This is a genomic window from Polynucleobacter ibericus, assembly GCF_018687955.1.
Taxonomy (GTDB): domain Bacteria; phylum Pseudomonadota; class Gammaproteobacteria; order Burkholderiales; family Burkholderiaceae; genus Polynucleobacter; species Polynucleobacter ibericus.
Map to the genome: position 1 here is coordinate 1,752,101 of NZ_CP061309.1, position 23,680 is coordinate 1,775,780.

Below are 23,680 nucleotides of genomic sequence, written 5' to 3' on the forward strand. Positions count from 1 at the left end.
TTGCATTTCCCTCTTGGTTTTCGGCAAATTCGCTGATACGCTGGAGGCTCATGGTTTATTTTCCAAAAAAAACAGCATTAAAAATTTCAGGGGCTTGCTGCGCACCCCGGGCATGATTATGCGCACGCATCTATAGCATCTATAAAAGGAGTCGCTAATGAATTTAAAAATTAATAGCCGTCATGTGGAAGTTACCCCTGCCATGCGCTCTCATCTCGAGGCGGGGCTAGCCAAAATTCGTAAGCACTTCGACCACGTTATTGATGCATCGGCTTTTCTGGTGGTAGATAAAGCCAAAGAAAAGGATCTTCGCCAAAGCGCTGAGATCACCATTCACCTGAAGGGAAAGGATTTATTCGCTGAAGCACATAACGCTGACCTCTATCACGCTATGGATGCAGTGGTTGATAAACTAGAGCGTCAGGTTGTTAAACACAAAGAAAAGATTCAGGATCATCACCACGAAAAGCATTTTGAGTGATCTAGCGCGTCAGGACACCTATAATCAATTCACATGAACGCCCTGACCAATCTTTTTACTCCCGACTGCATTGCATTAGACGTCCCTGCTAAAAACCGGGCTGATGCATTTGCAGCCGCCGGAGGACTATTCGCCAAACAAACCGGTATTGAGGCAAGCTCAGTAGTGGAGTTCCTCAATGCTCGGGAAGATTTGGGATCTACCGCTCTTGGTGCTGGTGTTGCTATTCCGCATGGTCGAGTAAAAGGACTGAAACAACCCAGCATCGCTTTTATGAGGTTACAAGGCCCCATTGAGTTTGCAGCTCCAGACGGTGAGGCGGTATCCATCCTCATTTTCTTGTTGGTTCCCGAAAAGGCGACACAACAACATCTAGAAATTCTGTCATCCATTGCGCAGCTTTTGTCAGATGCAGATACCCGACAGACTTTGTCATCTGCAGCGGACTCTCAAAAAGTTTGTGAACTCTTACAAAACTGGGGTACAACAAAATGACTCAGCCATTACTCCTAGATGGAGTAACTGCTCAGCAGGTTTTTGATGACAACGTTTCAGAGTTAAAGCTTTCCTGGATCGGCGGCCTTGAAGGTGCTGATCGAACCTTCCCGCCTGAGGCGGTAATAGCAGCAGCCGCCAGCTCAGATTTGGTAGGTCACCTGAACCTCATTCATCCAAGCCGGATTCAAATCTTTGGTGAGCAAGAAGTTGACTATCACGCAGCCCTAGATCCGAAGCAAAAACAAGAGCAAATTGCTAGCTTGATCTCCAAAACGCCTCCTTGTGTCATCGTGGCCGATGGCAAAAATGCAGATCCAGACTTGCAACTGTTCTGCCAGCGTTCATCAACACCGCTATTTACTACTGCAATTTCTGCTGCAGAGGTAATTGATCATTTACGCACTTACCTAACCAAAATTGGCGCACCTCAAATTACGATGCATGGCGTCTTTATGGACATCCTCGGCTTAGGGGTGCTTCTTACCGGCGAATCTGGTCTAGGCAAAAGTGAGTTGGGTCTTGAGTTAATTTCTCGCGGGCATGGTCTGGTTGCCGATGATGCGGTTGATTTTGCACGCCTTGGACCTGATTACATTGAAGGTCGCTGTCCTGTAATTTTGCGTAACCTCCTCGAGGTTCGCGGATTAGGTTTACTGGATATTCGCACGATCTTTGGTGAAACCGCAGTTCGCCGCAAATTAAAACTCCGTCTTATCGTACAACTGGTCCGTAGAACTGATGGTGAATTTGAACGTTTACCCCTTGAAGCTCAGCACATCGATGTGCTCGGCATTCCAATTCGTACTGTCAAAATTCAAGTGGCCGCAGGTCGTAACTTAGCCGTACTTGTTGAAGCGGCTGTCCGCAATACGATTTTGCAATTGCGCGGCATTGACACCTTGAAAGAATTCATCGAGCGTCAACGTCTTCAAATGAATGCAGAGGCTGATGCCATCAAGTCACAAGGTCGACTGCTTTAAGCCATGCAAATTAATCTGATTACCGGAATCTCAGGCTCAGGTAAATCGGTAGCCCTGAGGGCTTTTGAGGATGCAGGTTACGACTGTGTCGATAACCTTCCTGTTTCTCTTTTGGAAAGCCTTATTTCCACCCTTCAAAAAGAGCAGTGTGAGCAGGTTGCGGTAGCGATAGATGCTCGACGAGGTCAATCGATTGCAAATCTACCGTCTATTCTTGAGAACTTACGCAAACATCATCAAGTCAGAGTGGTGTTTCTAAACGCAGATACCAATACATTGGTCCAACGCTTCTCAGAGACACGTCGACGACACCCCTTGTCAACCAATGTCAAGCAATCTCAGTCAGCAACCTTGATTGAGGCAATTGATAAAGAACGTAATTTATTAGAGCCATTGCGGGCCCAAGCCCACAGTATTGATACCAGCAATCTACCCGCTCATGCACTACGTTCCTGGATTCAAGACCTCCTCAAAGATAAGCCAGTAGGTCTCACAGTTGTTTTCGAATCGTTTGGCTTTAAAAAAGGTGTTCCCAGTGAAGCAGACTTGGTCTTTGATGTACGTTGTCTACCAAATCCTCACTATGACAAAGCATTAAGGCCGCTCACCGGTAATGACAAACCCGTTAAAGAGTTCTTAGAAAAAATTCCGGAAGTCATAGGCATGGAAGCCGACATTACGGAATTTATAAACAAGTGGCTACCCCATTACATTGCTGACGGCCGCAGCTATTTAACCGTTGCTGTAGGTTGTACAGGCGGTCAGCATCGCTCAGTCTATTTAGTAAATCGCCTCAGCGAACACTTCCGCGCCCAAAAAGATCTCATGAATTTGCAGCTGAATTTTTTAGATCGTCACCGCGAACTAGACTCAATCCCTGCAACAAAAGCTTAATCGGCTGGGGTAAGCCATAGCGCCCTAGCTGGCTTAAGGGCACCCATCTCAAATCTGGATTTAAAAACGTCAACTCTTTTGCAGAGCTTGCCTGCCAAATCTGCATCCATAAACGCCGATGCGTAAAGACATGCTTAATTTCTTCTAACCGCTTTATAGAGGTGCAAGCCTTTGTCAGTACTGCACCCTTCTCATTGGGCAGTGTAGCGGCGAATAACTCCGGTGAGCCGATCTCAGCAGCTTGTGCAATCGATGCTCTGGGTATCCATGGCCCCTCTGGTAAAGACCAAAGACCGCCCCAAATGGCTTTACTTGGGCGCTTTTGCAATAAAACAGAATTACCACAACGCATCAGTAGCATATTGCAATCAAATTCTGGAGATTTGGCCTTCTTTACTTTTTGCGGAAGCAAAAGAACTTGATCACTTAAATTAGCTTGGCAGTCTTTTGTAAATGGGCATTTCTTTTCAGCGCCTAAGCAAACTGGTTTTCGTGACGTACACCAAGTGGCACCAAAGTCCATTAACGCTTGCGTATACACCGGCATATCAGCAGGTTTATTTGGCAACAAATCTATTGCTAAGGCCCATAGACGGTCGTTGATCCCTTTATCCTGTATCGCACCATCAATCGCAAATAGTCGCGCCAGAATACGCTTGACGTTGGCATCCAAAATGGGTGCTCGCTCATGAAAAGCAAAAGCAGCGATAGCACCAGCGGTGCTACGCCCAATACCCTTTAATTGCTCAAGCAAAAGAGGGTCACTGGGAAACTGACCGCCAAACTCTGTCATGACTTGTTTGGCGCAAGCATGTAAATTTCTGGCACGCGAGTAATAGCCTAAACCGGCCCACTCAGCGAGCACCTCATCCACATCAGCAGCGGCTAATTTTTTAACCGTTGGAAATCGCTTCATGAAACGGGGATAGCGCTCAAGCACAGTAGCTACCTGAGTTTGTTGCAACATGATTTCAGAAACCCACACTGCGTACGGATCACGATTACCCTGCCACGGCAATCCTGAGCGCCCACTGACACCATGCCAAGCGATCAACTTTTGTGCAAAAGTATTGATCAGCGTTTTTGACATTGGGGACAGAAGTACGTGGAGCGTTGACCCTGCACTATTTGACTGATAGGCGTTTTACATACTTTGCATGGCAAACCTTTACGGTCATAGACTTTGGTCTGAACCATGAAGTGACCAGGGTCGCCATCGCTATTGACGAAATCTTTTAATGAACTGCCGCCGGCATCGATTGCTTTTTTTAGTATCAATCTCACTGCCTTTGCTAGACGTGAGCATTGCGGTCGTGTGAGCTTGCCTGCTGCCTTTGCTGGATGAATGCCTGCCTCAAATAAACTTTCGGAACAATAAATATTACCGACGCCGACAACTGCTTGCCCCGCTAAGAGAAACTGCTTCACAGCAATGCTGCGTTTGCGTGAAGCTTGATACAAAATTTCTGTGCCCAACTCACCAGAAAATTCGGGGGAAAAAGGCTCCACTCCAAGCTTTTGCAAAAGCGTAAATTTTTCAATAGGGCCTTTTGACTTAGCATGCCACAAGACAGCGCCAAATTTTCTAGGATCATGCAAACGTAAACTCAACTTACCAAACTCTAGCGTGACCCGATCATGCGTCTTGAGAGAATCAGTGCTAGGAAGCACTCGCAGGGTTCCCGTCATCCCCAGGTGTACCAGCAAATAGCCCGTATCCATTTCTAGCAAAAGATACTTCCCGCGCCTCTCAATGGCATGTACTTGTTGTCCGGGTAAGGCTTTTACCAGGCTGATAGGGACAGGCCAACGCAAGCGACCATCAATAATCTTGACGGCACTGACCTTACGCCCCTCAAGATGGGGGGCGATTCCTAATCGGGTGACCTCTACTTCTGGAAGTTCTGGCATAAATGGATTGTAGATTCGCGGATTAGAATGTGCTTATGAGTAAATTCATACTGAAACCTCTTTTAAAGGGGTTATTCCTGGCGACCTTGGCTGGTGGAGTCATTTCATCAAGTCATGCTCAAACCCAGCCAAATGGCATGCAAACGGGTGAAGCCGTCTTTGAAGTGCTTGCCTCCGAAATCGCCCTGCAGCGAGGTGAGGCTGGCTTAGCCTTCAATACCTACCTAGAGATGGCGCGTCAATATAAAGATCCTAGATTGGCCCAAAGAGCCATGGAGATAGCGATCACAGGTGGCTCCCCCGATTTAGCCATGCAAGCAGCAAAGACTTGGGATGAACTCTCTCCTGCAGCAGATTCAAAACCCAAAGAGGTCTTAGTAACGCTATTGATCTTGAGCAATCGCTGGTCCGAAGCAATCAAGCCAGCGATTGCTTTGTTACACCAACAAACTCCCGCGCAACAAGAAAATACGCTCTTACAATTGCAGGCATTGCTCGCCAAAGCAAAAGATGAGTCTGATGCCTTACGCGCTTTCTATGAAATCGCATCTACCGTCAAGATTTCACCGAAAGATCCTGGTCTACTTTATACCTACGCCATGTCTGCTGAAAAAGCAGGTCGCATTGATGTGATGGAAAAAACCTTGCGAGATATTTTGCGCAAGAACCCAAATGATGTGAACTCTCTGAATGCTCTTGGCTATTCCTTGGCAGATCGTAACGTGAAGCTGCCAGAAGCATTTGCGTTGATAAGCAAAGCGCATCAATTGTCACCAAAAGATGGTTTTATTTTAGATAGCTTGGGCTGGGTAAATTTCCGACTTGGCAAAAACGAACTAGCGCTAGAACAATTACGACAAGCGTTTGCAATAAAACCAGAAGCAGACATTGCAGCCCACATTGGTGAAGTGTTGTGGGTGATGAACCGTCAAACCCAAGCAGAGGAGATATGGCGTCAAGGGCAAAAATTAGACGCCAATAATCCAACGCTTAAAGAAACTTTAAAACGTCTAAAACCGGATTGGGCACGAGACGATCAAGTGGCTAAGGGCTCTTGGGATGGTCGCTTTGCTGTCAAGGTAACCGGTCTGACTGAAGCCCAAAACCAAGGGGGTTCTGGTGGTTTTACCTTGACCCAAGAAGCATTAAAAGATGTTTTAGAAATTCGCAATCCCATGGGTGGCTCAATTGCAAAAATTACCGTCATGCCAGGCGAAGCAACCCTTGAAAGTGATGGCAAGGTAGTTACTGCAGTGGATGCAGATACCTTGGTACAAAACGCCTTAGGACTTCCACTACCAGCGCGTGGACTCTCTAATTGGCTAAGAGGTGAAGTACGCCCCGGAGGCGAAGCAAGCATTGATAGAAACGCACAGGGTCAAGTAAAAAAGATCAGTCAGGATGGTTGGGACCTAGCATATACATGGAGTAATACCAATCACCTTGAAAAACTCATCATGACCCGTAGTTCAAACATCGGTTCGATTGATATTCGACTCGTGTTTGATCGTCCGAATGACTGAGTAAAGTAATAATGGTGAACCTTGATCAATTAACACTGCGTTCGCCGGCTAAGCTCAATCTTTTTCTTCACATCGTTGGTCGCAGAGACGATGGCTACCATCTTCTTCAGTCTGTTTTTCAACTGATTGATTGGTGCGACACCATCCACTTAAAAAGAATTCCCCAGCATGAAGTGAGAAGAGTCAACCCGATGCCCGGTGTTCCCCCTGAACACGATTTAGTCGTTCGCGCTGCACACCTATTAAAAGATTTTTGCAAAATCGATGATGGTGTTGAGATCGACCTCCAAAAAGAAATTCCAATGGGTGCGGGTATGGGAGGCGGCTCTTCCGATGCAGCAACCACCCTAATTGGACTCAATGCTCTTTGGAACCTCAATCTCTCTAAAGATACGCTTTGTGCTCTAGGACTGAAGCTGGGGGCTGATGTTCCATTTTTCATTTTTGGTCAAAACGCCTTTGTGGAGGGCATTGGTGAAAAAATTCAGGGAATTTCCCTGGAAACCCCAGATTTTTTGGTGATATTCCCAAATCAGGGCATCGCAACCAAAAGTATTTTTCAAGACCCGGAATTGACCCGAGATCATGCTCAGATTACAATTGATGGCTTTCTTGCATCGCCAATGTCGTACCAATCGAATGATTGTCAGGCTGTTGCGATGCGGATTTGCCCAGAAGTGAAGCAAGCTTTGGATTGGATTACCCAGGCAGTAACGGGCTCTCAGCCCCGAATGTCTGGTTCTGGTAGTAGCGTTTTTTTAGCCTTAGACCCTAAGACTGACATCGCAAAACTAGAAAATCTTCTGCAAAATCTTCCTAAAGGGTGGGTAGGTCGGGTTGTTCGGGGGCTAAATAAAAATCCCGCTTACAATTTGATTTCTTCAGAATAAGCTGTAGGGGAATCGCCAAGCTGGTTAAGGCACTGGATTTTGATTCCAGCATGCGAAGGTTCGAATCCTTCTTCCCCTGCCAAATACTGTAGAAACGACAAAGATAACCTTTTGACCCCACAAAACCCTTAAGACTATGTCCTCCATAAACGCAGATTTATTGACTCTTTTCACAGGCAACGCAAATCCCGTTTTGGCCGAGGCTGTAGCCAAAGAACTGAATCTCCCCATGGGAAAAGCCTTTGTTGGCCGTTTCTCTGATGGCGAGATCCAAGTAGAAATTCAAGAAAACGTCCGCGGCAAGAATGTCGTGGTGATCCAATCAACCTGTGCGCCAACAAACGACAGCTTGATGGAACTGATGATCATGATTGATGCGCTGAAAAGAGCATCTGCCAGCCGCATAACCGCGGTGATTCCTTACTTTGGATATGCTCGTCAAGATCGTCGCCCCCGCTCTGCACGCGTTGCCATCTCCGCACGTATTGTGGCCAATATGCTTCAGTCTGTTGCTGGCATCGAGCGCGTTTTAACTATGGATCTGCATGCAGACCAAATTCAGGGTTTCTTTGATATCCCGGTAGACAACATTTACGCTTCTCCAGTTCTACTGGATGACCTACAGGCCCAGAAGACTCAGAAAGACCTGATCATCGTGTCACCAGACATTGGTGGCGTAGTACGCGCCCGCGCAATGGCCAAGCAGTTAGGCACTGATTTGGCGATTATTGATAAACGTCGCCCTAAAGCAAACGTATCCGAAGTAATGCACCTGATTGGCGAAGTAGAAGGTCGCCATTGCGTCATCATGGATGACATCATTGATACCGGTGGAACCCTCTGTAAAGCCGCTGAAGCGCTCAAAGAGCGTGGCGCCAAGGGTGTTACTGCCTACTGTACTCACGCGGTCCTATCAGGCGGTGCTGTAGCTCGAATTGCTGCCTCTGAATTAGATGAACTGGTTGTTACTGACACCATTCCCCTGACCCCAGAGGCAATGAAAGTATCCAAAATTCGCCAATTAAGCGTCGCACCTATCCTCGCTGAAACCCTTTCCCGCATTAGCAAAGGCGATTCAGTGATGTCGATGTTTGCTGAATAAGCCAAAAATCAGCGTTTTACCCCGGTTTTTGGCAGTTTTAAGCTTTTAGTAGGCAAAAACGTCCTTTCCCACGATATAATCGAAGGCTTTTCTGTTTGGTCGCGAACGGAAATTAACCTTAACTAGGGAATTCATCATGAAAGTAGTAGCCTTTGAAAGAAGCGTACAGGGAACGGGTGCGAGCCGCCGTCTGCGCAATGCCGGAAAAACTCCGGGAATCGTTTACGGTAGTAAAGATCCAGTTGCTGTTATTGAGTTAGACCACAACGCACTGTTTCATGCTCTCCGCAAGGAAGCATTCCACTCATCCATTTTGGATTTGGAAATTGGTGGCAAGACACAGAAAGTGTTGTTGCGCGATTACCAAATGCATCCATTTAAGCCATTGGTATTGCACATTGACTTCCAGCGCGTATCCGCGACTGAGAAAGTTCACATGCGCGTTCCATTGCACTTCACAAATGCTGACACTTCAGCAGCCGTGAAATTGCAAGGCGCTGTTATCAGCCACATCCTCACTGAACTTGAAGTTTCTTGCTTACCAGCAGACTTGCCAGAGTTCATTGAAGTGGACTTGGCGAAGATTGAAGTTGGTCATGGCGTTCACGCTAAAGACATTCCACTACCAAAAGGCGTTACTTTGGTATTGCATGTTGAACAAGAGAACCCAGTACTTGCAAACGCACGTATCCCAGCAGTTAAAGCTGCTGAGCCTACAGATGCGCCAGCTGCACCAGCAGCAGCTGCACCAGCGGCTGAAGCACCAAAGGATAAAGCTTAATTCATTAGCTAAATCGCTTGTACGAGAAGGCCCGCGCAAGCGGGCTTTCTTTTTTCCTTTTGTAGAAATACTTATATATCTTTAAACTCTGAAGCATGACTAAATTAATTGTTGGCCTAGGTAACCCTGGGGACGAACATGAAGAAGATCGGCACAATGCTGGCTTCTGGTTTGTTGACGCCTTGGCTAAACAATTCAGCACTCGTTTTGAATCTGAAAAACGTTTTCATGGAAAAGTAGCGAAAGCCAAATGGGAAGGCGAAGACCTTTTTCTACTCAAGCCAAGCACCTACATGAATATCAGCGGTCAATCTGTTGGAGCACTGTGCCGCTTTCACAAAATTACCCCGGCCGATATTTTGGTAGTTCAAGACGAGCTTGATCTCAAGCCTGGAACCGCACGCCTCAAACTAGGAGGAGGTACTGGGGGTCATAATGGATTAAAGGATATCCAGGCACATTTAAGCACTCCAGATTATTGGCGCCTACGCCTAGGTATTGGTCACCCGAGAGATCTAGCAGGTGATGGGCGCCCCATGGATGTTGCCGATTATGTATTGCGTAGGCCACAAATGGCCGAGCAAAAACTCATTGATGCCAGTATTGAAAACGGGCTGCAAGTTTTGCCACTCTTTTTAAAAGGTGATACCCAAACTGCCATGATGGAGTTGCACTCTAAGGGTTAGGGTACTTAAGCTGAATTGGCTTTTTTGGCGGCAGTCAAAATGTTGAACTTCACCATCAACTGATCTTGGGATTCAACAAACTCGGGATTAAACGGAATGCAGTCTACGGGGCACACTTGGCGGCATTGGGGTGCATCGTAGTGCCCGACACATTCAGTACATTTATCGGGGTCGATTTCATAAATCTCCATGCCCATGTAAATCGCATCATTTGGACATTCTGGCTCACATACATCGCAGTTGATGCATTCATCCGTGATCATTAAAGCCATGGTTTACTCACTAATCTCACTCTTTATTCTGAGCGCCAGCAGCAATTTTATTGACCAACCATTTTTCCACTGATGGGAATACAAACTTGCTCACATCGCCGCCCATAGAGGCAATCTCGCGTACAAAGGTACCAGAGATAAATTGGTACTGATCAGATGGGGTCAAAAATAAAGTTTCAACATCAGGGAGCAGGTAGCGATTCATGCCCGCCATCTGGAACTCATACTCAAAATCGGAGACAGCGCGTAAACCACGCACAATCACGCGTGCATTGTGCTCACGTGCAAAATCTTTCAATAAACCCTTAAAACCCACAACTTTGACGTTGGGATAGTGACCTAATACTTCCTTAGCGATATCAATGCGCTCATCCAAGGTAAAAAATGGACGCTTGCTACGACTATCAGCAACGCCCACAATGAGCTCCTTGAAAATACTCGATGCGCGACGTACCAAGTCCTCGTGGCCACGAGTAAATGGATCAAATGTTCCAGGATATACAGCAACAGTCATAAGGTTCCTAAGGCTTTATCGGTACAGGCAAGAGTTTAGCCCTTTCCACTCCGGAATAGACAAGCTTTTACCTGTCCAGCCTCTAAGTATTTTCCACAATGCCAGTCTGGCAATAGGGCCTCCACCTCCTCACGGGGACGGATAGAGGGAAATTCCACATAAATGCCACCACCCGTAGAGTCATCGCACACCCTCCCGGCCTCAATGACCGCGCGATCTAATAAGTTCGAATCTTGAAATGGTGGATCAATAAAAATTAAATTACTGGAACGGTCTGCCTGCTGCTTCAGAAATTCAAGGCTATCTTTTTGCAAGATTTCTACTGCGCCAGCGGCGGGAGAAGACTGCAGCAAAGCAAAATTGGCAGTTAAGTTTGCGCAAGCTTTTTTATCCTTCTCAAGCAGTACTACTAGTACCGCTCCTCTAGAGGCAGCCTCAAAACCTAAAGCGCCGGTACCCGCAAAAAGATCTAAGCAGTGCAAACCCGTTAAGTCTTGTCCCAGCCAATTAAAAAGCGTTTCACGAATACGGTCAGTTGTAGGGCGCAAACCAGGAAGATCTAAAACTGTCAGCAAACGGCTTCTCCAGTTACCGCCAATAATACGAACCTTTTTCGGCGGCTCGGCCTTCAGAGACTTATTTGTTTGATTGGGCTTATTTATTTTTTGCTCCCAATACAACAATCTTCATACGATCCATTGCAAGATATTTTTGGAATGCTGCCTTTACTTGCTCCAAAGATACCGCCTCCACTTGTTTAGTCCAAACATCCATCGTATCAAGCGGTAAATCATTCCATGCGATTGAAGATACGTTATCCAGCAACTTACGATTGTTATCAATGCGAAGTGGATAGCCATTCACTAAGTTTGCTTTGGCAGCGACCAACTCAGACGGAGTAGGTCCATCAGCAATAAATTTTGCGATTGTTGAGCTCATTACCTCTAAAGCTAGCGAAGACTGATCGCTCTTAGTTTGTAGGCCAGCCTGAAAGATGCCATTTTCTTTTCCGGGGGCAAAGTAGCTAAACACACTGTATGCCAGACCGCGCTTCTCTCGTACCTCAGACATCAAACGAGATACAAAACCGCCACCACCCAAGATGTAATTACCAACCAGCAAGGGGAAATAATCGGGGTTGTTACGTGCTACAGCCGTCATCCCCATCGCAATATGGGCCTGCTGGGAATCAAAAGGGATTTGAATTTCTCGCTGCGCCAAGGGCTCTATAGGAGAACGCTCTAATTCAGGTAATTTTGCAATTGGCTGGCCTGATTGAGGAATCTCTTTCAATAAAGTCTGGACAATTTCATTGGCCTGCGCGCGATCAACATCGCCAACAATACTCACAATCATCCGATCGCCGCGATAAAACTGTTGATGGAATTTCTTCAAATCGCTCGTATTTACTGCAGCAACTGATTTCACAGTTGGCGAATCTGCCAAAGGGTAGTTTCCGTAAACTGATTTTTTGAAGCGGCGCTCAAGAACAAACTCGGGCTTAGTTTCTGCCTCAAGCAAACTTGTGATGGTTCTTTGTTTCTCGCGTTCAACTATTTTTGGATCATAAGTCGGCGCACTCAACATCGCTGCCGCTAATTGCACCGCCCTATCACGCAAATCTTTTCTACTGAGACTGCGAATACGCAAGATAGTGCGCTCACCACCTACAGACAAACCAATATTGGCGCCTAAATCTGCGATCTCATCGGCAATTTGGGCCTCACTAAGCAGGCCTTTGTTGCCTTTAGCCCCATAATTCATTAGGCTTGCTGCCATGTCCGCTAAACCGCTCTTACCTGCAGGATCATAGCGATCGCCAGCATCAATACTGACTTCAATATCTACCATTGGCAGGGCTTTGGTTTGAACCAAGTACGCTTTAGCACCCTTAAATGAATCTAACTGATCAATAGGTAAGATCGCATACGCATGACTAAGCAGCCCCATACCAAGGAGAAAAACAATAGTTGTCTTAAAAAAGGCTTTCATTATTTAGCCTCCTTAGGTGGAGAGGTGCGGGCTTGCGGATCTAATACTGCAATCGTTAAACCTTCATCAACCAGGTATTTTTTAGCAACTGCTTGTACTTGCTCAGGCGTTATGGTTTGCATTTTCTCCAGCATGTAATCAATATCTTTCCAAGAGAATCCAGCCATTTCAGTGCTGCCAATTTCCATGGCTTGTCCGAAGATAGAGTCGCGCTTATAAATTTGCTCTGACAAAATACGCACCTTAATTCTCTTGAGCTCAGTCTCCAGAATCCCATTCTTTTTTAGCTCATCAAGCGCCTTCCGAATACTTGCCTGTGCCTGAGCAACCGTCTTGCCCTTGGCCATGCTTGTGCCAATCAAAAATAGCTCGGGCCCGCGTGAGACCATGTCGTAACCAACACCGACATCATTGACCACTTTCTCTTGTTTAACGAGGACGCGATTTAAGCGGGCATTGTCATAGCCATCAAGCACTGCCGTTAAAAGCTCCAGAGCATATGGCTCAGGATCATCTAACTTGCTAGGCTCCAGGCGCGGCACCTTCCAAGCCATCGTCAACTGAGCGCTATCCGCAGGTGCTTTTACCTGTACTTGCTTAATACCTTTTTGAGGGGGCTCAATCTGTGGCTTACGAACTGGCAATTCATGAGTCTTAGCGACACCATAATATTTTTCCACCAAGCCTAAAACTTTTTTTGCATCTACATCACCAGTGATCACTACTGTTGCGTTATTTGGCGCATACCAGCTACGATACCAATCTCGTGCGTCTGATGCCGTCATATTCTGCAAGTCATTCATCCAACCAATAACAGGATGACGATAGGGTGAACTCATATATGCCGTTGCCATCAAGGATTCGTTTAGCAAGCTCCTTGGATTATCTTCGGTGCGTAAGCGACGCTCTTCCATGACCACTTGAATTTCTTTCAAAAACTCCGCGTCATCAAAATTAAGATTTGACATTCGATCCGCTTCAAGTCTGATGACATCTTCTAATTTTGATTTTTCAACTTGCTGAAAGTAGGCGGTGTAGTCACGCGAAGTAAAAGCATTTTCGCGCCCACCTACAGCAGCCACTAAGCGCGAGAACTCGCCAGCTTTCACTTTATGCGTACCCTTGAACATCATGTGCTCAAGCACATGGGCAACCCCCGTCTTGCCATTGACCTCATCCATGGATCCCGCCCGATACCAAACCATGTGAGCTACCGTTGGCGCGCGATGATCTTCTCTCACAATCAATTTAAGACCATTACTTAGCTGATATTCATGCGTATCTGCTGATTGAGCGCTGGCAGCACAAGCAAATTGTGAAAATATGACGAATAAAAAGGAAATTCGGAGTAAATTGGAAAGCATCTGCTAAATCACCATATCCCAAGAATTAAATTGATAAGATGCAAGTTTTAAATTGTATCGATTATGTTCGGCTTACGTAAATCCCTCGGATCTCTTTTCAAATCAAGCAAGGTTGATGAATCTTGGTTTGAAACTTTAGAAGAATCACTGATTCAAGGTGACGTAGGTCTACCTACGACCGAACAACTCATCACCAAACTACGCAAAGCAGCAAAGTCTGAAAAAGCCTCCAGCCCAGAAGAGTTACAAGCACTCCTTATCCAAGAGGTCAGCTCACTCCTTACTGCTATTGAGCCAATACCAAATCCACTATTTACAAGTGATAAGCCTAACACTCCAGAGGTATGGCTGGTTGTAGGGGTAAATGGTGCCGGCAAGACCACAACCATCGGCAAACTTTGTAGACTCTTTCAGTCCCAAGGTAAATCCGTTCTTTTGGCTGCGGGAGATACCTTCAGAGCTGCAGCGCGTAACCAACTTCAGGAATGGGGTGGACGTAATCAGGTGGATGTCATCACTCAAGAGGGTGGTGATGCAGCAGCTGTCGCTCACGATGCTATTCATGCCGCCATTTCTCGCAAGAATGACATCCTCATTATTGATACCGCAGGACGTCTTGCTACTCAAGATAACCTCATGGAGGAACTGAAGAAAGTGAAGCGCGTCATTGGTAAAGCGCTTCCGGGCGCGCCACATCACACATTGCTTGTCTTAGACGGCAATACAGGACAAAACGGTTTAAGCCAGGTTAAGGCATTTCATGCGGCTCTGGGCCTCACAGGAATTATTGTTACTAAGCTCGATGGCACTGCCAAGGGCGGAGTGATTTGTGCCCTGGCCCATACCCTACAAGATGTCCCAAAACCTGCTGTTTTAGCCTTAGGCAAGGGCGAAGGAATTGATGATTTAGCCCCCTTCACGGCAGGGCAATATTCATCTGAATTATTTAATTAAATCAAATACTTATAGATCATTAAAACCATTAGCACTCTCTTGACAAGAGTGCTAAAATAGACTTCTATTAACACCTCATATTTATAAAAAAATGGTTCAAAAGAAATCTGACAAACCGAATTTGCAAACACTGCCAGTCGCGCAGACTGCGGCGGCGTCTGCATTTCCAATGCTGCCAACTCTTGGGGTTGGCACTCTCGACTCATATATTGCGTACGTTAATCGCGTACCGATGCTCAGCGCTGCGGAAGAGTTACATCTTGCGCAGGAATTTCGTCGCACAGAAAATGTGGATGCTGCTAAAACTTTAGTGCTGTCACATTTACGCCTGGTGGTATCTGTTGCTCGCCAATATCTTGGCTATGGCATTCCACACGCTGACTTAATTCAAGAAGGCAATATTGGTTTGATGAAAGCAGTCAAACGCTACGACCCAAACAATGGTGCCCGCTTAGTGTCTTATGCAATTCATTGGATCAAAGCAGAGATTCATGAGTACATCCTTAAGAATTGGCGTTTAGTCAAAACTGCAACAACTAAAGCACAACGTAAGTTGTTCTTTAACTTGCGTAGCAATAAACCTACTCTGAGTGCACTCACTCCAAGCGAAGTAGATGCCTTAGCCAAAGCACTTGATGTCAAAGGTTCAGACGTTAAAGAAATGGAGATGCGTCTTGCGGGTGGTGATGTAGCGCTTGAAGGCGACGATAGTGATGATGAGGCTGCTTACGCACCAATTCAATGGCTTGCAGACAGCTCTCAGGAGCCTACTGCACGCATTGCCAGTGCTGAAGCTGATGCACTTCAAGGCCCCAAGCTGGATCAAGCCTTGATGGCATTAGACGACCGCAGTCGTAATATTGTGCAGTCTCGTTGGTTGGCAATGGATGCTGACGGTAATGGCACAAAAACATTACACGATCTTGCGGATGAATATGGCATCTCCGCAGAACGCGTTCGCCAAATCGAAACTGCTGCGCTAAAAAAGATGCGCGGCTTACTGCAAGCAGCCTAACTAAAAAGAAGTTCAATTAAGAACTTCTTTTGTCTCCTTACTTCAGCAATTCTTTCAAGTCATGCGCCAGGGTCTCTGGACCTTGAGCGTGCTTGATATATAAACGTAGGCGACCATCGGGATCAAATGCGTAGCTTCCTGCTGTGTGATCCATGGTGTAAGAGCCTGCCTTAGTTCCGGGCACTTTCTTGTAATAAATCTTAAAGTCCTTAGTTACCTTCTCTAAGCCAGCCTCGTCTGCAGGACGAAGACCCAAGAAACGAGGGTCAAATGCAGGCACATATTGCTTCAAAATCTCGGCAGTATCACGCTCTGGGTCTACTGTCACAAAAAGCACCTGCACCTTATCTGACTGGGGCCCCAATAGGGTCATGACTTGCTGCATTTCAGTTAAGGTCGTTGGGCAGATATCGGGGCACTGGGTATAGCCAAAGAACATCACTACCACTTTGCCTTTAAAGTCAGCCAAGGTTCTCACCTTGCCATCAGGATCCAGCAAGCTAAAGTCTTTACCAAAGGCTGTACTGCCAGTGATATCTATATTTTTGAATTCTGGTTTAGGACTACATGCAGTCAATACAAAACAAAGGATGGCTACAAAGCAAGCACGCAAAAAATTCATATGGATCTCAGAGGAAATAATGGTCTACCAAGAGCGCTGCAAAAAGTAGCGAAAGATAGGTAATGGAAAAACGGAAGGTTCTCTTGGCCAAGTCATCGCTGTAAGAAATAAAGAGCGCAATCACGTAAGCCAAGAACATTAGACCAAGAATAATTGCCGACACCAAATAGATAATGCCGCTCATGCCGTAAATATAAGGCAACATCGTAGCCGCAATCAATATCAGGGTGTAGAGCACGATATTGAGTAGCGTAAAGCGTTCTCCATGGGTCACGGGCAACATTGGCAGACCCGATTGAACATAGTCATCACGACGATATAAAGCCAACGCCCAAAAATGTGGGGGCGTCCATACAAAAATAATCAGAACTAAAAGCCAAGCCTCAGCAGAGACGGTATTGGTTACCGCTGCCCAACCCAGTGCTGGTGGCATAGCGCCCGATAAGCCGCCAATCACAATATTTTGTGGTGTAGCTGGTTTCAGTAACCAGGTATAGATCACTGCATAACCAACGAATGTAGCAAGTGTTAACCACATCGTTAAGGGATTGCAAAAATTCCACAAAATAATCATTCCGAGCGAACCCAGAATGATGGAGAAAACAATAATATGAAAAGGGGTTACTTCGCCTGTAGCAGATGGACGCCAAGAAGTACGTTTCATCTTGGCATCTACGGCTTGTTCAATCAAACAGTTCACCGCAAATGCAGCTCCCGCCAAAAGCCAAATACCCACGATGCCCCCAAAGAGCACTGGATAAGGAACCATCCCAGGTGTTGCCAGGAACATGCCAATCACCGCACAAAAAACGGCAAGCTGAGTCACTCTGGGTTTAGTTAAAACCCAATATTGGCGCCAACGTGGCATAGCCACTGTTACGCTGGTTTTAGAGTCGCTCATATTTATGCCATCTTCTTTTGAATGAAAGGCTTCCAAGACGCCCAATAACTCATTCTGACTAAACAGAATACCAAAGCTGCAGAGCCACCGGTATGCAATAGCGCAGCCAATAAGGGCCACTGAAATATCACATTCGAAATACCAGTCACGATCTGCAGCAGAAGTACAGCCAATAACAGCTTAGCTACCAAACCCAGACCAGATAAAACAGGGGTTGCTAGCTGCCGAGCCTTAAGGCCTAATGCACCCAGCACTACCACCACCAACACCGCAAAGAGTCGATGTGCCCAATGAATCGTTTGCAGCGCCACGGGGGAGATAAATTCACCTTGGGCATTTAAACCCAATTGGCGCCAAAGGGTAAAGCCTTCGCTCCAATTAGTTTCTGGCCATACGCTACCCATGCAGGTCGGAAAATCTGGACATGCTAAGACGGCGTAATTGGTGCTCACCCAAGCACCCAAGAAAACCTGGATAAAGAGAACCACAAAAGAAAGGGTGAGAAGCTGCGCTGAAATGGGTCGAATACGAAGAATGCGAACTGCAGAAAGTTTTTCTTCCCAAGATTCTTGTGCATACAAGGTCAGGAAGGACAACAAAACTAAAGCCAACATCAAATGAATAGTGACAATAATGGGTTGTAACTTGAGGGTCACAGTCCAGGCACCAAAGGCGCCTTGCACGCAAACCAATACAAGTAAGCCGAGACTACCCAGCAAAGGATTTTTTCCTAAAGATTTGAGCTTACTAAATGCGATTCCTACTTGTACCAAAATGAGTGCGCCTACCGTCATCGCCAAATAGCGATGAATCATCTCGATCCAAGCTTTAATAACCGTCACAGGTCCAGTGGGCATGGCGCTCTCAGCCTGCTGAATCTCACTGAGGGCATGAAATGGATTGGAGGTGCCATAGCATCCAGGCCAGTCAGGACAACCTAAACCTGAGTCAGTAAGGCGTGTAAACGCACCAAACACAATCAGATCAAAAGTCATAAAGACCAATACCCAATTGAGTTTTTGGAAAAAACTATAGCCTGGCTTTCTCCAAAGATAGAGCAGCGGCAGGCCGGCAAAAATAATTGCGATAGCCGCTAACTCTAAAAATAAAATCAAACTTGGCATTACAAATTCTCGCCCTTATGATTTAACTTCAGGAGCTTTTCTAGATCTTTTTTCATACCAGCGAACTCTTTAGGAGAGTTTGTCACCGGGAAGTACATCATCTTTGCGGGGCTTGGGTCTACTAACTGAATCTGCAGACCCGCACCCTCTTTATTTAGCCATGCCTCAAAGTCAGAACGAAGTTTAGGATCCGACGGAAGGGAAACAATTTTGAAGCCCGCAGCTTTTTCGTCATACGCTTTAATGACTTCTGGATCAACAGGCTGACCATCTGTATTAACCCATAGGAGTTGTAGGCGACCGCCCTCCCTCCCCATAGCAACCTTTACTTGACGCATCAAAAATAAGGCTTCAATACATTTCTCATCCTTAACCTTGCATTCACCAGCAGGGCGAGCAATTAAAAGACTCCATTTACCTTTTGTGGGTGTATCAAGCCATGCTGTATTGAATTCTTGAGCTGGGTAAACAAGGGTACCTAAATTGGTTTTACCGCCTGTAGGCTTAATCACGTAATACGTAAAATACGATGCGATTACTGGAGAGGCGCAAGCTAGCAATAGTAATAGCATCTGAATGCGACCACGACGGGTGCGCGCATTAATAGCAGCTGAATCTACCTGTGATGCCGGAATTAATAACTCTTTATCACTCACCCTTGATCCCCATTCGCAAAACCCTGACGTTTATATTGCCGCAAACCTGTAACCAACCAAAATACGAAACCAGCAAAAGCTAAAGCAAACCACTGGAATGCATAAGCATAATGGCGATCGACTCCACTTGTCAGAGGCGGCCACTCACGTAGCAAACCATCATCCGAGCCGACCTCAACCTCACGCAAAATAAATGGAGCTTGCGCCCAACTATGCAACTTGCTTTCTGTGGCTAAATCAAAGTTTTGCTCGATTCTGGGTTTGTCTTTCTCCACAGCGTTCTTGCCGCCACCTAGTTCATAGACTTTTCCAGGATGGGCAAAAACAATCCCTTCAACACTAACTACGGTATTGGAGGTTTGCACGGGCGGGAGAGTCTCCCGATTTTCATTATTACGTGGCGCCCAACCCCGATTAACCCACAGCACCTCACCGCCACCCTCAAGCTTCAAGGGCATCATCAGATAAAAGCCGGACTGCGCATTATTACTACCGACAGGGGGAATCGGTCTTGGCCGATTGTCCAGCCAAATGGCTGCCTCAGGGATATATTGGCCGCGCGCAATCATGCGACGCTCACGCGCCTCTTCTAGGCTCCAAGGGCCTTTATTGGCATTTAAGATGGGCATTTGTTGTCTGGCCTGCAAATTGGCAGCTAAAGCCATTTTGGTCTCAGCCCTACCTAACTGCCAAATGCCAGCGCCACAGCCAATGGCAACGACCAGCAAGGCTGATACAGTAGCAACTATGCGCTTAGTAATGAGGGCAGTTAATAGACTATTCAAGAGATTGAAAAATAAGGATTTGAAATGAAGTGGCTTATTCCGATTGTCCTACTAATGATTGTTTTTAGCTTAGGATCAGCCTTGTATTACATGATGAAAGATAAGGGTAATAGTTCGCGCATGGTTCACTCGCTCATGCTGCGTATTGGCCTATCTGTCGCCTTATTTATAGGTATTCTTTTGGCTAATTACTTTGGCTTGATTGAAGCCACCGGAATTAAAGTGGGTACCAATTAAGACGCTCTAATACATCCCAGTAATTGGGCTCTTAAAAACAAATCGGGGCTTTAGGCCCCGATTTTTATTCTGATTTACATCCAGTAAACAGCAATGTACAGACCAAGCCAGACTACGTCAACGAAGTGCCAATACCAAGCAGCGCCTTCAAATGCAAAGTGATGCTTAGATGTAAAGTCGCCACGAATCATACGACGCAACACAATCGCCAACATCGTGCCGCCAAGGAATACGTGGAAACCGTGGAAACCCGTCAGCATGAAGAAGGTTGAGCCATAGATACCTGAAGTCAATTTCAAGTTCAGCTCATGGTAAGCATGGTAGTACTCGTAGACTTGGAAGCCCAAGAAGATAACGCCCAAACCAACAGTTGCAGCCAAGCCATAAATGGCTTTTTTCATGTGGTTTTCTACTAAGGCATGGTGAGCAATCGTAATCGTCACACCAGAGCTCAAGAGCAACAAGGTATTGATTGTTGGGATTGGCCATGGGCCCATCGTTGTGAACTTCTCAACTAAGCCAGCAGGGCCATCATTTGGCCAAACAGCCTGGAAATCGGGCCAAAGCAATTTGCTCTCAACATCACCCATCCAAGGCATTGCAATATTGCGCGCATAGAAAAGGGCTGCAAAGAATGCTCCGAAGAACATAATTTCAGAGAAGATGAACCATGCCATTGACCAGCGATAAGAGATGTCTACGTTGATCCCATTCTTGCCAGCATTTGACTCTGCAATCGTGTCGCCAAACCAGTTATACAGAACATAAATCACCCATGCCACACCCGCGAGGGTCAGAGGACCACCCCAAGAAGCATGATTTACCCATCCTGAAATACCAAAGCCAAATGCAATTAAACCTAAAGCGGCCATTGCTGGATGTCTAGATAGTCCAGGGACGTAATAGTAAGGGGTTGAATTGGATGACATCTTATTCTCTCTATTCAATCAAAAAATAATCAATGGGACACAACTGCTTTCACTATCAAGAGGAGAACACCCATAAAAATCAAGGCGCCAACTACTCCTGCAATGATAATGTGCACAAAACTCAATGAAGCAACATCTTCCTGCAAACCTGCTTTTTTACGCACCCCCAAAAAGCCCCACATCACGGCTTTCATAGACTGCATAAAACTACTTTTCTTCTTCACGAAGCCAACCTTGGTTTAGGAGCTGGAGGCGTACCGCCCAAGCCCAATTCAAAGAAGGTGTATGACAAAGTAATTGTTTTTACATCATCTGGTAAACCTGCGTCGATCACAAAGATTACCGGCATCTTTTTTGTTTCTTTTGCTGCTAGCGTTTGCTCCTGAAAGCAAAAGCACTCTAATTTCGTAAAAAACTCCGTTGCGCTTTTAGGCGCATAACTCGGTATTGCTTGAGCGCGTACCGGGCGATTTTGATTGTTTGTCACTTCATAAACAATCTCGGTCATCTCACCAGGATGCACTTCTAAAAAGTTTTTTACTGGCTTAAAAGTAAACGGGCCGCGGCTGTTGGAGTCAAACTCAATTGTCACCGTCCGAGCATAGTTAACCTGAGTATTGCCAACCTTATTAGGGCTAAAGGCTCTGACACCATAATCATTCTTACTCGTTACTACATTAATTCCAGTGACCTCACATAAGGCCTTATACATTGGAACCAAAGCATAGCCAAAGCCAAACATCATGACTGAAGCAATCAGTAGCTTCAATAAGATTTGGCGGTTTGCAGAATAAATAACTGACATATTGGCAAGTGGGATTAACCCAAAACGCTCCACTTCATCACAATGCCGATAAAGAAGACAGCAGCAATGCTTAAAAGGATGAGCCCTAAGCGGCGATTATTCGCAGCCAGGGCTTGTTTAGGAGACGTATTAAATTCCTGCTTCACGCATTTGCTCTGCGCTAGGCGGAGTTTCAAAAGTATGGTGTGGTGCTGGTGAAGGGACTGTCCACTCTAGGCCTTTAGCTCCATCCCATGGCTTCATCGGTGCTTTTTCACCCTGACCACGATACGCTGGCATCACAACAAAAAGCAAGAAATACACCTGTGACAAACCAAAACCTAAGGCGCCAATCGAAGCAATCGAATTGAAATCAGCGAACTGAGTTGGGTAGTCAGCATAACGACGTGGCATACCCGCCAAGCCCAAGAAGTGCATTGGGAAGAAAGTGATGTTGAAGAAAATCATGGAAGTCCAGAAATGGATCTTTCCGCGAGTTTCACTAGCCATGTAGCCAGTCCACTTTGGACACCAGTAGTAGAAGCCGGCAAACATCGCAAACAATGAACCTGCAACTAAAACATAGTGGAAGTGCGCTACAACATAGTAAGTATCCTGCAGGCCGATATCAATTGGCGCCATGGCTAGAATCAAACCAGTAAAGCCGCCCATCGTAAATACGAAGATAAAACCAATAGCCCACAACATTGGAGTTTCAAAGGTCATTGAACCTTTCCACATTGTTGCAACCCAGTTAAAAATCTTCACGCCAGTTGGAACAGCAATCAACATGGTTGCGTACATAAAGAATAGTTGCCCAGTTACCGGCATACCAGTTGCAAACATGTGGTGAGCCCAAACGATGAATGACAAGATCGCAATGGATGATGTTGCATAAACCATTGAGCTATAGCCAAACAGGGTTTTTCTGGAGAAGGCTGGAACAATTTCACTCACGATTCCGAACGCTGGAAGAATCATGATGTAAACCTCTGGGTGACCAAAGAACCAGAAAATATGCTGGAACATGATTGGGTCACCACCGCCAACAGCGGAGAAGAATGAAGTACCGAAATGACGATCAGTCAGAACCATCGTAATTGCGCCAGCCAATACAGGCATCACAGCAATCAACAAGTAAGCAGTAATCAACCATGTCCAGCAGAACATTGGCATCTTCATCAATGTCATGCCAGGAGCGCGCATATTCAAAATGGTAACGATGATATTGATCGAGCCCATGATGGAAGAAGCGCCTAATAAATGGAGGGCAAAAATCGCCATATCCATACCAGGGCCCATTTGTGAGGTCAAAGGCGCGTAGATAGTCCAACCACCTGCTGGAGCACCACCAGGAACAAGGAATGAGCTCAATAACAAAGTTGCCGCCACTGGCAGAATCCAGAAGCTAAAGTTGTTCATACGCGCAAATGCCATATCAGATGCGCCAATTTGCAAAGGCACCATCCAGTTAGCAAAACCAACGAAGGCTGGCATGATCGCACCGAACACCATTACCAAACCGTGCATGGTAGTTAGCTGATTGAAGAATTCTGGGCGCAGGAACTGCAAACCAGGCTGGAACAATTCCAAACGAATTCCCAAGGCCATCACACCGCCAGCTAATAAGCTAACGAAAGAGAAGATCAAATACATCGTGCCGATGTCTTTGTGGTTGGTTGCAAACAACCAACGACGCCAACCATGTGGCGTGTGATCGTCATGCGCGTGGTCATGCGCGTGGTCGTGTGCGTGATCGTGGGTAGTAGAGACTGTGCTCATAAA

General features: G+C 46.1%; 29 protein-coding genes and 1 tRNA gene. 13 read left to right on the forward strand and 17 right to left on the reverse strand.

Annotation, left to right across the window (positions count from 1 at the left end; genetic code table 11):
• Positions 1-157 precede the first annotated feature (157 nt).
• From hpf to rapZ, 4 genes are read left to right on the forward strand one after another with little or no spacing between them, the layout of a single operon-like run.
• Entirely contained in the window at positions 158-481 is a 324-nt protein-coding gene (hpf, locus tag AOC20_RS08850; RefSeq protein WP_012358449.1) for a ribosome hibernation-promoting factor, HPF/YfiA family, read from the forward strand.
• Positions 482-514: 33 nt separating this feature from the next.
• Positions 515-976 carry a PTS sugar transporter subunit IIA gene (locus AOC20_RS08855; protein WP_215360371.1) on the forward strand — a complete coding sequence of 154 codons (462 nt, stop codon included), beginning with the start codon at positions 515-517 and terminating at the stop codon, positions 974-976.
• Positions 973-1,959: an HPr(Ser) kinase/phosphatase gene (gene hprK, locus AOC20_RS08860; protein ID WP_215360373.1), complete on the forward strand. Its 987-nt coding sequence runs from the start codon at positions 973-975 to the stop codon at positions 1,957-1,959. The genes AOC20_RS08855 and hprK overlap by 4 nt, the downstream gene beginning before the upstream one ends.
• 3 nt (positions 1,960-1,962) lie before the next feature.
• Positions 1,963-2,853, forward strand: a complete 891-nt coding sequence (gene rapZ, locus AOC20_RS08865; protein ID WP_215360375.1) for an RNase adapter RapZ — start codon at positions 1,963-1,965, stop codon at positions 2,851-2,853.
• Here rapZ and mutY read toward each other — a convergent pair.
• A complete protein-coding gene (mutY, locus tag AOC20_RS08870) occupies positions 2,783-3,943 on the reverse strand; it encodes an A/G-specific adenine glycosylase (RefSeq protein ID WP_215360377.1) in 1,161 nt (386 codons plus the stop codon). The two genes, rapZ and mutY, sit on opposite strands and share 71 nt — an antisense overlap.
• On the reverse strand, positions 3,928-4,764 hold the full coding sequence (gene mutM / locus AOC20_RS08875; RefSeq protein ID WP_215360379.1) for a bifunctional DNA-formamidopyrimidine glycosylase/DNA-(apurinic or apyrimidinic site) lyase: 837 nt from the start codon (positions 4,762-4,764) through the stop codon (positions 3,928-3,930). The genes mutY and mutM overlap by 16 nt, the downstream gene beginning before the upstream one ends.
• Positions 4,765-4,799: 35 nt before the next feature.
• Between mutM and AOC20_RS08880 the strand changes: the two genes are divergently transcribed.
• The 6 genes from AOC20_RS08880 to pth all read left to right on the forward strand — a co-directional run bounded on the left by AOC20_RS08880 (position 4,800) and on the right by pth (position 9,746).
• Complete coding sequence (locus AOC20_RS08880) at positions 4,800-6,287, forward strand: lipoprotein insertase outer membrane protein LolB (RefSeq protein ID WP_215360381.1); 1,488 nt, start codon at positions 4,800-4,802, stop codon at positions 6,285-6,287.
• Positions 6,288-6,298: 11 nt separating this feature from the next.
• Positions 6,299-7,177: a 4-(cytidine 5'-diphospho)-2-C-methyl-D-erythritol kinase gene (gene ispE / locus AOC20_RS08885; protein ID WP_215360383.1), complete on the forward strand. Its 879-nt coding sequence runs from the start codon at positions 6,299-6,301 to the stop codon at positions 7,175-7,177.
• 5 nt (positions 7,178-7,182) lie between these two features.
• Positions 7,183-7,259: transfer RNA gene (locus tag AOC20_RS08890), tRNA-Gln, on the forward strand.
• Positions 7,260-7,313: 54 nt separating this feature from the next.
• Entirely contained in the window at positions 7,314-8,279 is a 966-nt protein-coding gene (locus AOC20_RS08895) for a ribose-phosphate pyrophosphokinase (protein ID WP_433915455.1), read from the forward strand.
• 136 nt (positions 8,280-8,415) lie between these two features.
• On the forward strand, positions 8,416-9,060 hold the full coding sequence (locus AOC20_RS08900) for a 50S ribosomal protein L25/general stress protein Ctc (RefSeq protein ID WP_215360385.1): 645 nt from the start codon (positions 8,416-8,418) through the stop codon (positions 9,058-9,060).
• Positions 9,061-9,155: 95 nt separating this feature from the next.
• The gene (gene pth / locus AOC20_RS08905; RefSeq protein WP_215360387.1) at positions 9,156-9,746 is read left to right on the forward strand and encodes an aminoacyl-tRNA hydrolase; all 591 of its coding nucleotides are present in this window, start codon (positions 9,156-9,158) and stop codon (positions 9,744-9,746) included.
• Positions 9,747-9,751: 5 nt separating this feature from the next.
• Here pth and AOC20_RS08910 read toward each other — a convergent pair whose 3' ends face one another.
• From AOC20_RS08910 to AOC20_RS08930, 5 genes are read right to left on the reverse strand one after another with little or no spacing between them, the layout of a single operon-like run.
• Entirely contained in the window at positions 9,752-10,018 is a 267-nt protein-coding gene (locus tag AOC20_RS08910) for a YfhL family 4Fe-4S dicluster ferredoxin (protein WP_215360389.1), read from the reverse strand.
• 16 nt (positions 10,019-10,034) lie between these two features.
• The gene (gene coaD, locus AOC20_RS08915) at positions 10,035-10,532 is read right to left on the reverse strand and encodes a pantetheine-phosphate adenylyltransferase (protein WP_215360391.1); all 498 of its coding nucleotides are present in this window, start codon (positions 10,530-10,532) and stop codon (positions 10,035-10,037) included.
• A 35-nt stretch (positions 10,533-10,567) separates the two neighbouring features.
• The gene (rsmD, locus tag AOC20_RS08920) at positions 10,568-11,215 is read right to left on the reverse strand and encodes a 16S rRNA (guanine(966)-N(2))-methyltransferase RsmD (protein ID WP_251373091.1); all 648 of its coding nucleotides are present in this window, start codon (positions 11,213-11,215) and stop codon (positions 10,568-10,570) included.
• Positions 11,187-12,524: a M16 family metallopeptidase gene (locus AOC20_RS08925; RefSeq protein ID WP_215360393.1), complete on the reverse strand. Its 1,338-nt coding sequence runs from the start codon at positions 12,522-12,524 to the stop codon at positions 11,187-11,189. Before AOC20_RS08925 ends, rsmD begins: the two co-directional genes overlap by 29 nt.
• The gene (locus AOC20_RS08930) at positions 12,524-13,888 is read right to left on the reverse strand and encodes a M16 family metallopeptidase (protein ID WP_215360395.1); all 1,365 of its coding nucleotides are present in this window, start codon (positions 13,886-13,888) and stop codon (positions 12,524-12,526) included. The genes AOC20_RS08925 and AOC20_RS08930 overlap by 1 nt, the downstream gene beginning before the upstream one ends.
• Positions 13,889-13,951: 63 nt before the next feature.
• Between AOC20_RS08930 and ftsY the strand changes: the two genes are divergently transcribed.
• Positions 13,952-14,842, forward strand: coding sequence for a signal recognition particle-docking protein FtsY (ftsY, locus tag AOC20_RS08935; RefSeq protein ID WP_215360397.1), 891 nt, complete (start codon positions 13,952-13,954; stop codon positions 14,840-14,842).
• A 91-nt stretch (positions 14,843-14,933) separates the two neighbouring features.
• The gene (rpoH, locus tag AOC20_RS08940; RefSeq protein ID WP_215360399.1) at positions 14,934-15,857 is read left to right on the forward strand and encodes an RNA polymerase sigma factor RpoH; all 924 of its coding nucleotides are present in this window, start codon (positions 14,934-14,936) and stop codon (positions 15,855-15,857) included.
• 37 nt (positions 15,858-15,894) lie between these two features.
• On the opposite strand, the gene AOC20_RS08945 is transcribed toward rpoH, so the two are convergent.
• Genes AOC20_RS08945 through AOC20_RS08965 form a run of 5 tightly spaced genes read right to left on the reverse strand, consistent with a single transcriptional unit; the run spans position 15,895 to position 19,945 of the window.
• Positions 15,895-16,479, reverse strand: coding sequence for an SCO family protein (locus AOC20_RS08945; protein ID WP_215360401.1), 585 nt, complete (start codon positions 16,477-16,479; stop codon positions 15,895-15,897).
• A 7-nt stretch (positions 16,480-16,486) separates the two neighbouring features.
• Positions 16,487-17,380, reverse strand: coding sequence for a heme o synthase (gene cyoE, locus AOC20_RS08950; RefSeq protein ID WP_215360403.1), 894 nt, complete (start codon positions 17,378-17,380; stop codon positions 16,487-16,489).
• A gap of 2 nt (positions 17,381-17,382) precedes the next feature.
• The gene (locus AOC20_RS08955; protein ID WP_215360405.1) at positions 17,383-18,504 is read right to left on the reverse strand and encodes a COX15/CtaA family protein; all 1,122 of its coding nucleotides are present in this window, start codon (positions 18,502-18,504) and stop codon (positions 17,383-17,385) included.
• On the reverse strand, positions 18,504-19,160 hold the full coding sequence (locus AOC20_RS08960) for a redox-active disulfide-containing membrane protein (RefSeq protein ID WP_215360408.1): 657 nt from the start codon (positions 19,158-19,160) through the stop codon (positions 18,504-18,506). Before AOC20_RS08960 ends, AOC20_RS08955 begins: the two co-directional genes overlap by 1 nt.
• The gene (locus tag AOC20_RS08965) at positions 19,157-19,945 is read right to left on the reverse strand and encodes an SURF1 family protein (protein ID WP_251373092.1); all 789 of its coding nucleotides are present in this window, start codon (positions 19,943-19,945) and stop codon (positions 19,157-19,159) included. Before AOC20_RS08965 ends, AOC20_RS08960 begins: the two co-directional genes overlap by 4 nt.
• Positions 19,946-19,969: 24 nt before the next feature.
• Here AOC20_RS08965 and AOC20_RS08970 point away from each other — a divergent pair, with 24 nt between their 5' ends.
• Positions 19,970-20,182: a twin transmembrane helix small protein gene (locus tag AOC20_RS08970; protein WP_215360409.1), complete on the forward strand. Its 213-nt coding sequence runs from the start codon at positions 19,970-19,972 to the stop codon at positions 20,180-20,182.
• 74 nt (positions 20,183-20,256) lie between these two features.
• On the opposite strand, the gene AOC20_RS08975 is transcribed toward AOC20_RS08970, so the two are convergent.
• The 5 genes from AOC20_RS08975 to ctaD are packed head-to-tail and all read right to left on the reverse strand — an operon-like array spanning position 20,257 to position 23,677.
• Positions 20,257-21,111 (reverse strand): cytochrome c oxidase subunit 3, encoded by an 855-nt coding sequence (locus tag AOC20_RS08975; protein WP_215360411.1) that lies wholly within the window; start codon positions 21,109-21,111, stop codon positions 20,257-20,259.
• 29 nt (positions 21,112-21,140) lie between these two features.
• The gene (locus AOC20_RS08980; RefSeq protein ID WP_174220964.1) at positions 21,141-21,314 is read right to left on the reverse strand and encodes a DUF2970 domain-containing protein; all 174 of its coding nucleotides are present in this window, start codon (positions 21,312-21,314) and stop codon (positions 21,141-21,143) included.
• 17 nt (positions 21,315-21,331) lie between these two features.
• Positions 21,332-21,916 carry a cytochrome c oxidase assembly protein gene (locus AOC20_RS08985; RefSeq protein ID WP_215360413.1) on the reverse strand — a complete coding sequence of 195 codons (585 nt, stop codon included), beginning with the start codon at positions 21,914-21,916 and terminating at the stop codon, positions 21,332-21,334.
• Between the two features lie 14 nt (positions 21,917-21,930).
• Positions 21,931-22,026 (reverse strand): cytochrome oxidase small assembly protein, encoded by a 96-nt coding sequence (locus tag AOC20_RS08990; protein WP_433915474.1) that lies wholly within the window; start codon positions 22,024-22,026, stop codon positions 21,931-21,933.
• A 19-nt stretch (positions 22,027-22,045) separates the two neighbouring features.
• A complete protein-coding gene (ctaD, locus tag AOC20_RS08995; RefSeq protein WP_215360417.1) occupies positions 22,046-23,677 on the reverse strand; it encodes a cytochrome c oxidase subunit I in 1,632 nt (543 codons plus the stop codon).
• Positions 23,678-23,680 lie beyond the last annotated feature (3 nt).

Coding starts and splice junctions, on each gene's coding strand:
- hpf (WP_012358449.1), top strand. CDS start 158: ATGAATTTAAAAATTAATAGCCGTCATGTGGAAGTTACCCCTGCCATG.
- pth (WP_215360387.1), top strand. CDS start 9,156: ATGACTAAATTAATTGTTGGCCTAGGTAACCCTGGGGACGAACATGAA.
- AOC20_RS08980 (WP_174220964.1), bottom strand. CDS start 21,314: ATGCAGTCTATGAAAGCCGTGATGTGGGGCTTTTTGGGGGTGCGTAAA.
- AOC20_RS08910 (WP_215360389.1), bottom strand. CDS start 10,018: ATGGCTTTAATGATCACGGATGAATGCATCAACTGCGATGTATGTGAG.
- AOC20_RS08985 (WP_215360413.1), bottom strand. CDS start 21,916: ATGTCAGTTATTTATTCTGCAAACCGCCAAATCTTATTGAAGCTACTG.
- ftsY (WP_215360397.1), top strand. CDS start 13,952: ATGTTCGGCTTACGTAAATCCCTCGGATCTCTTTTCAAATCAAGCAAG.
- rpoH (WP_215360399.1), top strand. CDS start 14,934: ATGGTTCAAAAGAAATCTGACAAACCGAATTTGCAAACACTGCCAGTC.
- rapZ (WP_215360375.1), top strand. CDS start 1,963: ATGCAAATTAATCTGATTACCGGAATCTCAGGCTCAGGTAAATCGGTA.
- AOC20_RS08900 (WP_215360385.1), top strand. CDS start 8,416: ATGAAAGTAGTAGCCTTTGAAAGAAGCGTACAGGGAACGGGTGCGAGC.
- AOC20_RS08945 (WP_215360401.1), bottom strand. CDS start 16,479: ATGAATTTTTTGCGTGCTTGCTTTGTAGCCATCCTTTGTTTTGTATTG.
- AOC20_RS08895 (WP_433915455.1), top strand. CDS start 7,314: ATGTCCTCCATAAACGCAGATTTATTGACTCTTTTCACAGGCAACGCA.
- AOC20_RS08855 (WP_215360371.1), top strand. CDS start 515: ATGAACGCCCTGACCAATCTTTTTACTCCCGACTGCATTGCATTAGAC.
- AOC20_RS08880 (WP_215360381.1), top strand. CDS start 4,800: ATGAGTAAATTCATACTGAAACCTCTTTTAAAGGGGTTATTCCTGGCG.
- hprK (WP_215360373.1), top strand. CDS start 973: ATGACTCAGCCATTACTCCTAGATGGAGTAACTGCTCAGCAGGTTTTT.
- mutM (WP_215360379.1), bottom strand. CDS start 4,764: ATGCCAGAACTTCCAGAAGTAGAGGTCACCCGATTAGGAATCGCCCCC.
- AOC20_RS08970 (WP_215360409.1), top strand. CDS start 19,970: ATGAAGTGGCTTATTCCGATTGTCCTACTAATGATTGTTTTTAGCTTA.
- ctaD (WP_215360417.1), bottom strand. CDS start 23,677: ATGAGCACAGTCTCTACTACCCACGATCACGCACACGACCACGCGCAT.
- AOC20_RS08975 (WP_215360411.1), bottom strand. CDS start 21,111: ATGTCATCCAATTCAACCCCTTACTATTACGTCCCTGGACTATCTAGA.
- AOC20_RS08955 (WP_215360405.1), bottom strand. CDS start 18,504: ATGCCAAGTTTGATTTTATTTTTAGAGTTAGCGGCTATCGCAATTATT.
- ispE (WP_215360383.1), top strand. CDS start 6,299: ATGGTGAACCTTGATCAATTAACACTGCGTTCGCCGGCTAAGCTCAAT.
- AOC20_RS08930 (WP_215360395.1), bottom strand. CDS start 13,888: ATGCTTTCCAATTTACTCCGAATTTCCTTTTTATTCGTCATATTTTCA.
- cyoE (WP_215360403.1), bottom strand. CDS start 17,380: ATGAGCGACTCTAAAACCAGCGTAACAGTGGCTATGCCACGTTGGCGC.
- AOC20_RS08925 (WP_215360393.1), bottom strand. CDS start 12,524: ATGAAAGCCTTTTTTAAGACAACTATTGTTTTTCTCCTTGGTATGGGG.
- mutY (WP_215360377.1), bottom strand. CDS start 3,943: ATGTCAAAAACGCTGATCAATACTTTTGCACAAAAGTTGATCGCTTGG.
- coaD (WP_215360391.1), bottom strand. CDS start 10,532: ATGACTGTTGCTGTATATCCTGGAACATTTGATCCATTTACTCGTGGC.